Origin of the sequence: Hymenobacter sp. IS2118 (assembly GCF_000715495.1) — a bacterium.
Lineage (GTDB): Bacteria > Bacteroidota > Bacteroidia > Cytophagales > Hymenobacteraceae > Hymenobacter.
Genome location: NZ_JNLX01000177.1, coordinates 37,208 through 51,185, shown reverse-complemented (window position 1 = coordinate 51,185; position 13,978 = coordinate 37,208). Strand labels below are relative to the sequence as shown.

The 13,978-nt window shown below is 57.3% G+C and carries 12 protein-coding genes and 1 pseudogene; 9 read left to right on the top strand and 4 right to left on the bottom strand.

The genetic code is table 11. The features are described 5' to 3' along the window. Positions 1-705, bottom strand: a pseudogene (locus GM79_RS25110) (IS5 family transposase); the annotation flags it as partial. Positions 706-840: 135 nt separating this feature from the next. After that, positions 841-1,935 (bottom strand): chorismate mutase, encoded by a 1,095-nt coding sequence (locus tag GM79_RS18760; protein WP_235184110.1) that lies wholly within the window; start codon positions 1,933-1,935, stop codon positions 841-843. A gap of 179 nt (positions 1,936-2,114) precedes the next feature. On the opposite strand from GM79_RS18760, the gene GM79_RS18755 reads away from it, so the two are divergent. The 6 genes from GM79_RS18755 (at position 2,115) to lysS (ending at position 10,578) form a co-directional block, all read left to right on the top strand. After that, positions 2,115-3,314 (top strand): proline dehydrogenase family protein, encoded by a 1,200-nt coding sequence (locus tag GM79_RS18755; protein WP_035567038.1) that lies wholly within the window; start codon positions 2,115-2,117, stop codon positions 3,312-3,314. A 324-nt stretch (positions 3,315-3,638) separates the two neighbouring features. Further along, the gene (locus GM79_RS18750) at positions 3,639-4,007 is read left to right on the top strand and encodes a hypothetical protein (protein WP_035567037.1); all 369 of its coding nucleotides are present in this window, start codon (positions 3,639-3,641) and stop codon (positions 4,005-4,007) included. Between the two features lie 178 nt (positions 4,008-4,185). Further along, positions 4,186-5,001, top strand: a complete 816-nt coding sequence (locus GM79_RS26370; RefSeq protein ID WP_316930137.1) for a hypothetical protein — start codon at positions 4,186-4,188, stop codon at positions 4,999-5,001. A 240-nt stretch (positions 5,002-5,241) separates the two neighbouring features. Next, complete coding sequence (locus tag GM79_RS18740; protein ID WP_035567021.1) at positions 5,242-7,407, top strand: carboxy terminal-processing peptidase; 2,166 nt, start codon at positions 5,242-5,244, stop codon at positions 7,405-7,407. Between the two features lie 273 nt (positions 7,408-7,680). Further along, positions 7,681-8,769, top strand: coding sequence for a hypothetical protein (locus tag GM79_RS18735; protein WP_235184109.1), 1,089 nt, complete (start codon positions 7,681-7,683; stop codon positions 8,767-8,769). Between the two features lie 258 nt (positions 8,770-9,027). Continuing rightward, positions 9,028-10,578, top strand: a complete 1,551-nt coding sequence (gene lysS / locus GM79_RS18730; protein ID WP_035567020.1) for a lysine--tRNA ligase — start codon at positions 9,028-9,030, stop codon at positions 10,576-10,578. A 307-nt stretch (positions 10,579-10,885) separates the two neighbouring features. Here lysS and GM79_RS23335 read toward each other — a convergent pair whose 3' ends face one another. Beyond that, positions 10,886-11,239, bottom strand: a complete 354-nt coding sequence (locus GM79_RS23335) for a YtxH domain-containing protein (RefSeq protein WP_051719065.1) — start codon at positions 11,237-11,239, stop codon at positions 10,886-10,888. A gap of 186 nt (positions 11,240-11,425) precedes the next feature. Beyond that, complete coding sequence (locus GM79_RS26365) at positions 11,426-11,860, bottom strand: CsbD family protein (protein WP_072008662.1); 435 nt, start codon at positions 11,858-11,860, stop codon at positions 11,426-11,428. Between the two features lie 252 nt (positions 11,861-12,112). Between GM79_RS26365 and GM79_RS18715 the strand changes: the two genes are divergently transcribed. The 3 genes from GM79_RS18715 (at position 12,113) to GM79_RS18705 (ending at position 13,967) form a co-directional block, all read left to right on the top strand. Beyond that, complete coding sequence (locus GM79_RS18715) at positions 12,113-12,370, top strand: Kazal-type serine protease inhibitor domain-containing protein (protein WP_035567019.1); 258 nt, start codon at positions 12,113-12,115, stop codon at positions 12,368-12,370. Positions 12,371-12,381: 11 nt separating this feature from the next. Continuing rightward, positions 12,382-13,320, top strand: coding sequence for a GNAT family N-acetyltransferase (locus tag GM79_RS18710; protein WP_035567018.1), 939 nt, complete (start codon positions 12,382-12,384; stop codon positions 13,318-13,320). A gap of 275 nt (positions 13,321-13,595) precedes the next feature. After that, positions 13,596-13,967, top strand: coding sequence for a cupin domain-containing protein (locus tag GM79_RS18705; RefSeq protein WP_035567017.1), 372 nt, complete (start codon positions 13,596-13,598; stop codon positions 13,965-13,967). Positions 13,968-13,978: the final 11 nt, after the last annotated feature.

The following is a 13,978-nucleotide window of genomic DNA, read 5'->3' as shown; positions in this document are numbered from 1 at the left end:
AGGAAACGATGGTCTTCTCGTAGCGGGTGGCCAAGCGGCGATACTGCTTCATGCGTCCGAAAAAGCGTTCGATTTTGTTGCGGTCGCGGTAGGCATTCTCGTCCAGGGGCAGCGGTTGGGTGCGGTTGGGGTGGCTGGGGATGACGGCTTGAATACCGCGTTGAGCGCAATAGGCGCGGGTTTGGTCGCTGTCGTAGGCCGTGTCGGCCACTACCTGGCCCACGTCGAGGCCGTCGAGCAGGGGCAGCGCCTGCGGGCTGTCGCCGGCCTGGCCGGGGGTGGCGAGCAGGCGCACCGCGTTGCCCAGCGACTCGACGCAGGCGTGAATTTTGGTGCTCATCCCGCCCCGGCTGCGGCCGAGGCACTCGGTCTGAGCGTCGCTTTTTTTTGGCCCGCCGCGTGCTGGTGCGCCCGCACGATGGTCGAGTCGAGCAGCACCCAGTCCAGCTCCGGCGCTTGGACGACCTGGAAAAGGCGGCGCCAGACGCCTTTTTCGGCCAGCCGGCGGAAGCGTTTGCGGGCCGTGTCGGACTTGCCGAAGCGTTCGGGCAGGTCGGCCCACGGGCAGCCGGTGCGCATTATCCACACCACAGCGTTGAAAAACAGCCGGTTATCGACGGCCGTCGCCCCGCCATCGGCGGCCTTGCCGGAGAGGTGCGGGGCAACCAGGGCCCAGGTAGCATCAGAAATTTCGTGACGGCGCATGCTGAAAAGTAAATAAGCAGTAAACATATAGCTGATTTCTTATTGTCCTCACGCCCTAGTGTTGGACTACCGCAACCGCTGCATTTCGGACGCTCCCCTCAAAACGTATACGCGGCTCTCGGAATAAGCCCGCAGCTACAACCCCGGCCCGAGATGCTCCACGCCGTCCACTTGGGGCCGGCCATTCAGCACTTCAGTTTGTTTGCGGATGCTTTCCAGATGAATGAGCTTGTAGAGCTCGGCCACGAATTTCTGGTTCACGTTGAGCTTGCCTGCCCACTCGGTACGGGTGTTGAAAATCTCCTGCCAGCGGTCGATTTGCAGGATTTTCACGTTATTTTCCTTCTTGTATTCGGCCAGCTCTTCTACTAAGGCCATGCGGCGGGCCAGGGCTTCCACAATTTCGCGGTCGGCCTCGTCCATCTTCTGGCGCAGCTCCTCGGCTTTGTTGAGGTACTCGGCGTTGTTGGAGGAGCGGTAGCGGTACTGCAGCTCGTTGAGGATTTCGCCCAGGCGCGCGGGCGTCACCTGCTGCTCGGCGTCGCTCAGGGCGTGGTCCGGGTCGGGGTGCGACTCGATGATGAGGCCATCGTAATCCAAATCCAGGGCTTTCTGGGCGATGGGCAGCAGCAAGTCGCGCCGGCCACCAATGTGGCTGGGGTCGCAGATGAGCGGAATGTGCGGGAAGCGCGTTTTCAGCTCAATGGGCAAAATCCAGGTTGGCGCGTTGCGGTAGCGGCTCGGCGCAAATGTGCTGAACCCGCGATGAATGGCCGCCAAATCGGTAATACCGGCCCGCTCCATGCGCTCCAGCGCGCCGGCCCACAGGGCCACATCGGGGTTTACGGGGTTTTTCACCATCACGGGCACGCCGGTACCGGCCAGGGCATCAGCCAGCTCCTGCACCGCAAACGGGTTCACGGTGGTGCGGGCGCCCACCCACAGCACGTCGATGCCGTGGCGCAGGGCTTCTTCTACGTGGCGCGGCGTGGCCACCTCAATGGCGGTGGGCAGGCCGGTTTCGGCCTTCACGCGCTGCAGCCAGGGCAGCGCAATGGCGCCCATACCCTCAAAAGAACCGGGCCGGGTACGGGGCTTCCAGATGCCAGCCCGAAATAAATCGATTTTCCCCAGCGCTTTCAGGCCGTGCGCGGTGGCCAGCACCTGTTCTTCGGTTTCGGCCGAGCACGGGCCGGCAATAAGCAGCGGCTGACCTTTTTTGGCCAACATTCTGGTAAAGAACGTATCAGTAGCTGGAAGCATTATATACTAAGCATCAAATGAGGGCGCCTTCCCGGCCCACGCCGAAAAGCTCGGCAAACGTAACTCGTTTCCCCGAAACGTTGTTTACCGGTTACCTTCGCCCGCTTTCCCGGCTTAGCACCATTCCCACCCTCCAGCTGCTCCTTATGTCGCCCGCTTCCCCCACTCAGGCTCCGCCCATTTCCTTCGAGGATACCCGCGTGGCCTTCGCCTCCAAGTCCGACGCCCAGCTGCGCAAAGTGTACGCGCTGTTCGCCGCCATGAACAACGGCACCCTGGTAAAAACCGGTAGCGGCCTCATGAAGGCGGCCCTAAAATGGAGCCTGCCCGGCACCAAATTCCTCATCAAGCATTCCATCTTCGAGCAGTTTTGCGGTGGCGAAACCATCGCCGAATGCCGCCCCGTCACCAATGAGCTGGGCAAATACAACATCGGCACCATCCTCGACTATTCGGTGGAAGGCGAAGGCAGCGACCGCAGCTACGACCACACCCGCGACGAAATCCTGGCCACCATCGACGAGGCGCACCGCTCTAAGCATATCCCTTTTTCGGTATTTAAGGTAACGGGTGTGGCCAACGTGGCCATTCTCGAAAAAATCCAGGCCGGAAAGGCCCTCACCCCCACCGAAGAAGCCGCCCACGCCCGCGCCGTGGCCCGCGTGGAGGCCCTGTGTGCCCGCGCCCACCAGCACGGCGTACGCCTCTTTGTAGATGCCGAAGAAAGCTGGTTCCAGCACACCATCGACCTGTTAGCCTACGACATGATGGCCAAATACAACCGCGAGACGGCCATTGTCTGGAATACCTATCAGCTCTACCGCCACGACCGCCTTGATGCCCTCAAAGCCGCCCACGATGCCGCAACCGAAGCCGGCTACTACATCGGCGCGAAGCTGGTGCGCGGGGCCTACATGGAAAAGGAAGCCCGCGTAGCCAAGCAGCGCGGCCAGGAAAACCCCATCAACCCCACCAAAAACGCCACCGACGCGCTCTACGATGAGTCGCTGCACTATTGCATCGACCATATTGACCGCATCAGCCTCTGTGCCGGCACGCACAACGAAGCCAGCTCGCTGCTGCTCACCCAGCTTATGCAGCAGGCCGGCCTAGCCTCCGGCGACCCCCGCGTGTGGTTTGCCCAGCTCTATGGCATGAGTGATAACCTTACCTACAACCTCGCCAATGGCGGCTACAACACCGCCAAATACCTGCCTTACGGCCCGGTAGCCGCCGTGATGCCCTACCTGCTGCGCCGGGCCGACGAAAACACCGCCATCGCCGGCCAAAGCAGTCGCGAATTCCTGCTCATTCAAAAGGAAATCCGGCGCCGTCAGAAGCGTTAGGCTTCAAGTAATTTATGGTTTGGCCAGAGCCTATAAAGGGTCAGAACGGCTATGCTGGACAACTACCTGGTGTGGTCGTTCATGATTTTACACTTGTCCTGAAAAAATAAATTATGCCGATTTGATGGCTATTAGCCAGGATTATCAGCCCGCCATCCAACGAGTGAAACCCAACGGAAGACTATTTCGGAACGATTCTGGCAAGGGGATTGCCAACGGGGCTTAAATTATCTGGCTAAGGCAGCGGTCACTTGCGGTACCTTCCCATTTAATTTCGCTAATTTTCAGCCCCTAAACTGGTTTTTGCTCACTTTTTACCCCGCCATGATTGCTCGCATCCGTACTTATTTGATTCGTTATTCCCGCCTGCAATCCGGCACAGTAAGCTACCTCACGCTGGTGCAGGAAGCCGAACTGGGATTGAATCTGGAAATTTCGCATGAAAAGTCCCGTTTGAATGAGATGCTTGCCGAAATCTCCGTCGCGGAGCACGAAGCGGGCCGCCCGCCCCTTAGCTGCTTGGTTAAAGTGCCGGGCTCGAAAGGCCAGGGCGACAATTTCTATAAGCTCTGTGAGAAGATGGGAATGGGCGAATGGCGCCCGCTGAAGCAGGATGAAGACTTTTTGAAGGACTTAATCAGTACGTGCCGGGAATTCTGGCGCGATGAAGCTAATTTCCAGAAATTCGCTTAAGCTTAAGTCAGTCAATCGCTGATTCTGGCCCTGCTAATGGGTTTTCACCCTTGGGCTTAGTACAGAAGTGAAAAGAAGTGGGATAACCGATGTGTAACCTCTGCCGCAGTGGTTCCGTTAAGGACACTAACCAGCCGCTAGGTTGGCTTATCCTTCCCACATTTCCACTTCTTTCCACATGAATACCAACGACCCAAACAACCCGCAGAATACTGGTACCGGCGCAGGCTCTAACTATGGCACCCAAAACACGGGTACCGGCATGGGCAACAGCACCGGTATGAGCAATGAAAGCACCAGCTACAACGCTGGTACGGGTGTTACCAATGCTGCTGATGGCGACGACTTCAGCGCAACTGCCAAAGGTGCCGCAATGGCTGGCACCGCTGGTGCCGTAGTAGGCCGCGCCATCGACGGTGTGCAAAACACTGCCGACCACGCGGCTCACGCCGTAACCGGTGACTCTTACGACTCGACGCCGAGCACTAACATGAGCGGCATGTTCCGCGACCGCGACAGCGCTGAACGCGCCTATGAGTCGCTCTCGTCGCGTGGCTATGGCAAAGACGATGTGAACTTGCTCATGTCGGACGAAACCCGCAAAACCCACTTTGGTGATAACACGCCTGATTCTGAACTTGGCGACAAAGCCATGGAAGGCGCTGGCGTAGGTTCGGCCATTGGTGGCACCGCCGGTGCTATTATTGGTGCCATTGCTGCCATTGGTACTTCGGTGGCACTGCCCGGCCTGGGCCTGATTATCGCTGGTCCTCTGGCTGCGGCGCTGGCCGGTGCCGGTGCCGGTGGCCTCACAGGCGGTCTGGTAGGTGCATTGGTAGGCTCGGGCATTCCCGAGGAGCATGCTGCTGAGTACGAAACCGGTATCAAAGATGGCGGTATCGTAATGGGCGTGAAACCCCGCAATGCAGAAGATGCCAAGTATTTTGAAGAGGAGTTCCGCCGCCACAACGGCGACAAGATTTACAAGTACTAATCTTACTCCCAGGCTTCGGTCTGATAATTTTGAGAAAGCCTTCCTCATTTGGGGAAGGCTTTTTTGTTGCAACTTCTAATCGCCCAAACTGGTCTGTATATAGTAATGATACCAGCGGCGGCCAAATTTGGGCACTTATTTCACCCGTCAAGGCGTTTTTGACGTAGGCAGATAGCCCTCGACAATTGCCTGCTGGTCTTTGTATATTTGATTTTCATACCTGCTTTATAATTCTTGCCAATGTCTTTTCCCCGCTTGAAAGTCGGGCTGTATGCCTTTTTGGTGGCAGCCGTATTTGTTCTGGCATCTTACCGCCTCATCCGTCGGGCCGACACGGCCGTGCCGAGCAAGGACCAGGTTCTGATAGGCACCATGCTGCAGGGCCTTACCCAGGCGCACTACCAGCCCGAGAAAATCGACGACAACTTCTCCAAGCGTGTTTTCGACCTTTACCTGAAAAACCTCGACTACCGCAAGCAGTTTCTGCTGGCCAGCGACGTGGCACAGCTGCGCCGCTACCAAACCGAGATTGATGACCAGGTAAGAAAGGGCTCCAGCGAATTCCTGGACCTTAGCACCAAGCTGATATTGGAACGGACCAAAGAAATGCAGGGCCTCTACCGCGAGATTCTGGCTCAGCCTTTCGACTTCACGGTTGAAGAGACATTCCAAACTGATTTTGAGAAGGCGGCTTTTCCAGCCAGCAAAGCGGCACAGCGCGAGATGTGGCGCAAGCTGCTGAAATACGAAACCCTCAGCCGGGTTTCGGAAATGATGGAAGCGCAGGAAAAGGCCAAGGAAACCAAGCCCAGCGCCGCCACAACCGCCCCCAGCGCCGCCAATCCCGAGGCCCCTACGGCAGCCGAGCCCGTGCGCACGCCCAGCCAGATGGAGGCCGAAGCCCGCAAGCGTGTTCTCAAGTACTACGACGACCAGTTTGCCGATATGAGCGAGAGCGAGTCTAACGAACGGCTGGCCATGTATGCCAACAGCATTGCGAACTCTTACGACCCCCACACCGAGTACTTTGCACCCAAAGCCAAGGAAGATTTCGATTACGAAATGACCGGGCGCTTTGAAGGCATTGGCGCTACACTGCGCGAAAAGGACGGCCTGATTTACGTGGACGACATCATGCCGGGCTCGGCTTCTTCCCGGCAGGGCGACCTAAAAAAGGGCGATGCCATCATTCGCGTGGCCCAGGGTTTGGCCGAGCCGGTGAGCATCGAGGGCTGGCGCTCGGCCAAAGCCGTGACGCTGATTCGGGGCAAAAAGGGCTCCGAAGTTCGCCTTACGGTGAAGCGGGCCGACGGAAGCACCAAGGTAATTCCCATCATCCGCGACGTAGTGGTAGTTGATGAGAAGTACGCGCAGTCCTCCATTATCACTGATAACGGGCAGAAAATCGGTTACCTGCGCTTACCCGGATTCTATGCTGACTTCAATGACAATGGCGGCCGCAGCTCATCGGACGATGTGAAGAAGGAATTAGCCAAGCTTAATGCCGAGGGCGTGAAGGGTGTGATAATGGACTTGCGCTTCAATGGCGGCGGCTCGCTCACGGATGCGGTATCTATGGCGGGGCTATTTATGGAAAGTGGCCCCATGGTGCAGGTGCGCGACGGCCAGGGCCGCACGCAGGTGTTAACCGACAACGACCCGCGCGTGCAGTACAGTGGCCCGCTGGTGGTGCTGGTGAATAAATACAGTGCTTCGGCTTCTGAGATTTTGGCCGCCGCCGTGCAGGACTACCGCCGCGGCATCGTGATGGGTTCGACCAGTACGTATGGCAAAGGCACAGTGCAGCTCATCTTCGACCTGGACGAGGCCCTGCCGGCCGAGCTGAACAGTGTGAAGCCCATCGGCTCGCTCAAACTCACCACCCAAAAGTTCTACCGGGTGAATGGGGGTTCGACGCAGTTTAAAGGTGTGGTATCAGACATTGTTGTTCCGGACTTATACTCGTACCTCGACCAGGGCGAAAAAGAGATGGATTACCCGCTCAAGTGGGACGAGATTCAGCCGGCTCGCTACCGCGCCTGGAATAACCCTCCGGCCATCGATATGCTCCGGGCAAAAAGCAAAGCCCGGGTAGCCAGCAATCCCAGCTTCAAGGTGATGGATGAGATGGTGAAGAGCATGCGGAAGCGCAAGGATGAAACTACGGTTTCGTTAAAGCTCAGCGCCTACCGCGCCGAACAGAAGGAAGCCAAAGTTATCTCGGACCGCTACGAAGCGGCCCAAAAAACGGCAACGGCCCTCTTGTTCTCGCCCCTGGCTGCCGACGTGCGGGCCGTGGGCGGCGACACCGTGAAGGTGAATCGCGCCTCGCGCTACACCAATAGCCTCAAAAAAGACGTCACTATCGGCGAAGCCGTGGCCGTGATTCAGGATGAGATGAAATAAGCTACTTGGCGCTTCCGGTTGGTTGCCAACTGGTTTGCCTCTTTGCTTAAGAGTGCTTTCTATTAGCCCCCGTTCCTCTTGGTGCGGGGGCTTTTTTTGGCATATTTTTAGTATGTTAACCTGATTAGCAAACAACCTCTTTCAATTTAAGGATAAAAACATCATTTACAGTGTCATAATCAACTGATTATCAACAATAAAATTATTAGCATTAATTGACAATAAATTTAGCAAACGGGCAACTAATTCACTGCCTTAAGCTGTTTAACTAGCATGACGACTACAGCCGAAACCCGCATCATCCCGCTCATTCCGCTGGTGGAAGCCACCGGGGAGGAGCAGCAGCAGAAACTAGCCGATGAAACCTGGCGCAAATCCATTCCGGCGCAGGTTTTCCTCAACTATTTCTTTGCCATCAACTACCATATTCAGGAGAACGACGACGTGCTCGGCGGCCTTCAGAACCTGCCGTTTTTCCGCAGCCACAACGCGGAGCTGAACGACGCCGATGTGGCGGCGCTCACCAAGCTGCTGCACACCAGTTGGAGCACGGAGTACGCGTTGCGCGCCACCGCCGAGCTGGGCGACGACAACTTTTTGCGCAATGCCCTACATTGGACGTTCCCGCAGGCTTTCCACGCCATTCACTCAAGTTTGCAGGCGTTTCTGTATACCACGGGGGTGCGTAGCAACAACAATCAGCTAATTCGCCGTGAGGTGGGACGGCTGGTGGTGAAGAATGCCTACCCGCGCCCGGTGTCGTTCTACGCCGCCGGGGCCTACGGCGACTTCAGCATTCACCGCCTGCCGCTGGCCGGCTACAAGGCCGGGCTGCACATTGCCAGCAAGGAGATTGATGCCCAGGCCCAGGTGGGCCAGTTCCTGCGCACCACGCGCAAGATGAAGGCGCAGTGGACCCGCGCGCAGGTGCAAACCAACCCCAACACGGCCATTCGCAGCCAGAAAACCGGCCGCCCGCTGGACAAGTGGACGGCCAGCCACTGGCAGCAAATTACCTGGCGCCTGGGTTACACCACCATCTTCGACCTGCTGGGCCGCCTGCGCATCTCGCAGACCAGCCGCGAGATTGAGCGCTACGTGGAGGCCGACATCGACTTCCGCCTGTTCCACACCTCCTTGCTCAATATTGTGAGCTACCTCAACGGGGTGCACGAGACTTACGTGGCCAAGGCCCTCGGCCTGGAGCGCTACCGCCAGTTGGTGGCCGAGCTGCCCGCGCACCTGCAAGCCGGCTTTGTGGAGGACCGCCTGCGCACCCGCGTGGAGCCGGTGCTGGCGCCCACGCCGCCGAGCGCCCCGGCCATCGCTACCGAGGCCCCGCAGTACCGCATGGCCGCCTAGAACCACAGGATTTGACCACAGATTTAACGGATTCGGATTGAACGGATTATTTGTGGTTGTGAGCTAGGTCGAAATCCGGTAAGTTTTTATGGAAAGCCGCTCCGATTTCGGAGCGGCTTTTTCGTGCCGTACTTTTGCGCACCGCCTCGCACAAGTGGCGCCCCACCCGTTGCGACCCGCCAGTTAGCATCATCACTGACAGGAAGATGGCCCGGCAACCACAAAAATCTGTTTCATCCGTTAAAATCCGTTAAATCTGTGGTCCATTTAAGCGAACAGGAGATACTCCGCCGCAACAAGCTCGAAGAACTGGAAAAACTGGGCATTGAAGCCTATCCGTCGGAACTGTACGACGTGACGTTTTACGCCAAGGAAATTCACGACAACTACCACGTTGAGCTTAATAATTTCCAGGAGGTATGCCTGGCCGGGCGGCTAATGTCGTCGCGGGTGATGGGCAAGGCCTCGTTTGCCGAACTGATGGATACTTCGGGCCGTATTCAGCTGTATGTGAACCGCGACGAAATTTGCCCCGGCGAGGACAAGACGCTGTACAACGTGGTGTTCAAGAAGCTGCTGGATTTAGGCGACTTCATTGGTGTGAAAGGCCGCGTGTTTAAAACGCAGGTGGGCGAAACGTCCATTCACGTAACGGAACTGAAACTGCTGGCCAAGGCCCTGCGCCCCCTGCCCGTGGTGAAAACCCAGAAAGACGAAGCCACCGGCGAAGTAGTGACCTACGACGCTTTCACCGACCCCGAGCAGCGCTACCGCCAGCGCTACGTGGACCTGGTGGTGAACCCCAGCGTGCGCGATACCTTCATCAAGCGCACCCAGCTGGTGCAGTCGATGCGGAATTTCCTCAATGAGAAAGGCTACCTGGAGGTGGAAACGCCCATTCTGCAGCCGCTGTACGGCGGCGCGGCGGCGCGCCCCTTTACCACGCACCACAACACGCTGGACATGACGCTGTACCTGCGCATTGCCAACGAGCTGTACCTGAAGCGCCTCATTGTGGGCGGCTTCGACGGCGTGTACGAATTCAGCAAGGACTTCCGCAACGAGGGCATGTCGCGCTTTCACAACCCGGAATTCACCCAGATGGAGCTTTACGTAGCTTACAAGGACTACGCCTGGATGATGGACCTGGTGGAAGAAATGGTGGAACGCGTGGCGTTGGCCCTGCACGGCCAAACCGAAGTGCAGGTAGGCGACAACCTCATCAACTTCCAACGCCCGTGGCAGCGCTACACCATGTTCGAGGCCATTGAAAAGTACACCGGCAAGGCCATTGGCGAGATGGACGAGGCGCAGCTGCGCGAAACCGCGCACGAGCTGCACGTGCACCTGGACCCCAGCATGGGCAAGGCCAAAATCATCGACGAAATATTCGGCGAGCATGTCGAAGGCAAGCTCATTCAGCCCACCTTCATCACCGATTACCCGGTAGAAATGTCGCCGCTGGCCAAGAAGCACCGCGACCGTCCGGGCATGGTAGAGCGGTTCGAAGCCATCTGCAACGGCAAGGAAATCTGCAACGCTTTCTCGGAGCTCAACGACCCCATCGACCAGCGCAAGCGTTTTGAGGACCAACTGGAGCTGGGCAAGCGCGGCGACACCGAGGCAATGGTACTTGACGAGGACTTCCTGCGCGCGCTGGAATACGGCATGCCGCCCACTGCCGGCCTGGGCATCGGCATCGACCGCCTGAGCATGATTATGACCAACTCCCACTCCATTCAGGACGTGCTGTTTTTCCCGCAGATGAAGCCGGAAAACGTGCAGAAGGAAAAGCAGGATAAGGCGTAATTTTCTACCAGTACGCCGGCAGTTCCTAAAATCGAAAAGCCCCACACGAAATATCGTGCGGGGCTTTTCTTTTACAACCGTCTTACCCTTCAAACCGCTGTTTTTACCAGAAGCTTGCGATGGACACGTCTGATTTTACTACTGAGTTGTTTGACCAATTTCAATAGAGGCTCCTACGGTCGGCAATTTTACTAATAATACGTTTCGGCCTTCTTTCAAGGCGGTTATGTCAGTTTTTACGGGGCCGACAGCTTCAGGTTGCGCGACGGGCAAAAATGCCAAAATTATGTTTCGCTTCGGCTTGGTGCTAAGGGCGGGGCTGGTGGCGGGTTTCGTCGCCGAAACCGTCATAGTCGTGGTCGGCATTGACGTCGTGAGCGGTGGAAATACTGCCTCCCAACCCTTGTAGGAGGCGGTCGGCGGCTTGTTTTTCTTCGCTCACCGCATCTTCTGCATTGGCCTGGCTGGCGGCTTCGCCCTGCACTTTGGCCAACGTATCTTTCAGAAGCTTACTAAGGTCGCCACCCCATTTGGTAGCGGAGTCCCGCAGTTGGGAGCGGGTTTGGTCGCCGGTTTCGGGAGCCAGCAGCAGGCCGGCTACAATGCCAGCGGTAGCGCCGGCCAGGAGGGAGAGAATGACTTTGCCTTTATCGTCTTTCATGGCACATAGAAAAATGTGGTTGTTTGCAGTTGAGTAGCTAACGGAATATACTGGAAGTTGTTAGCCTCCGATGAATAAACCAGAATTTTCAAACCGCTAATCGTCGGTTTTAGCACGGCTGAGTTCCAACAAAAAAGCCCCACACCTTGCGGCATGGAGCTTTTTGGTAATCAGCAGAAGGCCGATTTACATGTCGTTCAGCATTTTCGTTACTTCCGACTTGCCTTTGCCCAGCTTGCCCTGCAAGCGGCCCACCAACTCGTCGCCCTGGCCTTCAGCGTAGGTCAGGTCGTCATCGGTGAGCTGCGCGTACTGCTGCTTCAGCTTGCCTTTGATGTCGTTCCATTCGCCTTTCAGGTTAAGCGTGCTGCCAGCACCGGTCAGGCCGAGGTCTTCGAGCTTGCCGGCGTATTCTTTGAATTTGGCTTCGAGGTCCGTACCGAGCTTCGAGGCTTGCTCGCCAAGCTGGCCGCTGTATTTGGTGGCAGCGCCTTTCCAATTTTCGCGGGTGGCCGAACCTTTATCGGGGGCCAAAAGCATACCGGCAATGATGCCAGCGCCGGCACCGGCGATAGCAGCTAGGAGAATTTTACCGGCGTTGTTGTCTTCGTTGTATGACATGATAATAGGTAATGAAGGGTGAATGAGGGTGAAAGAGTTGCTAGAGGAAGCGCTGGGCTAAATTCAAAATTCAAGAATAGAATTTGTGGATTCGTTCCGCGTTTGGTCTGGCTGACTATACGAAGGGCAGGGTCAGGGGTTGAGCTTAGCGGTAAATTTTCCGGTGCGGGCCGGAATGCCGCGCCGGCTGCCGGGGTGCCGGGCCACTAATTGGGGCGGGTGGCGTAGCTTCGTCGCTTTGCTGTTGAGGCCATGAAACCGTTCCCCATCTTGTTTGCGGCCTTAGTGCTGATTTCGGCATGCCAGCGCCAGGCACCGGCCATCACTGCGGTGCCGGCAGTGGCCGATTGCATCGATGCCAGCAAAGTGCGCGCCGACGCCATGTGCACCATGCAGTACGACCCGGTGTGCGGCTGCGACGGCAAGACCTACTCTAACGACTGCGTGGCCACCAACTCTGGCGTGCGCACCTTCACTAAAGGTCCCTGCCCCGAGGTCAGTCCCAAATAAACCAGTTCTACATGAGCGCCAAAGCCCGTTACCGCGAATTTTGCCGTACCGCGCCCGACGTGCCGGTGTTTGCGCAGGCGTGGTATCTGGATGCCTGCGCCAGCGGCGGCAACTGGGATGTGGTGCTGGCTATTGAAGAAGACCAGATAGCCGCCGCACTGCCCTACTTTTTCAGGCACAAAGGGCCGTTTCGGTACGTAACCATGCCGCCGTTTGTGAAGATGCTGGGGCCGTATGTGCTACCCGAATTCCGTGGGGTGTTGAAGAAGGAACACATACTGTTGGAAGCGCTGATTAAGCAGCTGCCGCCTTTTGCCGCGTTCAAGCAAAATTTCTACCCCACCGCAACCAACTGGCTGCCCTTTTACTGGCAGCACTACCGCCAAACCACTTACTATACTTACCGCCTGCACGGCCTGCAGCAACTGGCGCGGGTGGAAGCAGGCCTCAACCGCAACATTCGCCGCAACATTCAGAAGGCGCAGCAGCAGGTACGGGTAGTGGCTGATTTTCCGGCCGAGCAGTTTTACAAGCTCAACAAACTGAGTTTTGACCGTCAGGGAATACCCATGCCCTACTCCTGGGCGCAGTTTGAGCGGCACGACGCGGCACTGACCGCCAATGGCGCCCGCCAGATGTTTTTCGCGGTAGATGCGCAGAACCAGATTCATTCGGCCGCCTACCTGATTTGGGACCGTCAAGCCGCCTATTATCACCTCTCGGGCGACGACCCGGCCCTGCGCGAGAGCGGGGCGGGCATTTTGCTTGTTTGGGAGGCCATTCGCTACGCCAGCGAGGTTTTGGGGCTCGATTGCTTCGACTTTGAAGGCAGTATGCTGCCGGCCGTGGAGCGCATCCGGGTGCAGTTTGGCGCGGTGCAGACGCCTTATTTCTTTGTATGGAAATACAATTCGCGCGCTTTTGAGTTCCTGGAAAAGCTGAAGCCCTAGCCGAGCAACTCCCCTCCTTACTAAGGAGGGGACGCTGGCGCGAAGCGGCAGCTGGGGTGGTTGGGGCGTTGGACAGTGTTGGGTTAGCGCATGGCAGTCAGAAAACAAACCAACAATTAATCCTTACTATTTACGCACCTCTTGTTTTGGCCTCTTTCAACGCCACAACCACCCCCGTTCGAGCCGTTGGCTCGAACATCCCCTCCTTAGCTTCGCTGACCTTCGGTTGGCAAGGAGGGGAGTTTTTTCCTCACCACATTTAAGTCCTGATTCCCATGCCTGAAAAACGCTACGTCCTCAATCCCTCCCCTTTCATTGTGCCCACTACCGATGGCAAGCTCATTGAAGAGCATGTGGGCGGGGCCAGCACCGGTACCTCGGCCTACAGCCTGGCCCACATGGTGGCGCCGCCCCACTGGAGCGAGCCGCACCAGACGCCCAGCTTCGACGAATTCACTATTGTGGTGCGGGGCCGCAAGCAGTTTGAGATTGATGGGGACGTGGTGGAGCTGCAGGCCGGGCAGGCGCTGCTGATAAAAGGCGGGGCGCGGGTGCGGTACTCCAACCCGTTTGAGGAAGAATGCGAGTATTGGTCGATTTGCGTGCCCGCTTTCAGCCCCGATACTGTGAACAGGGAAGACGACTAACAACCACTTGC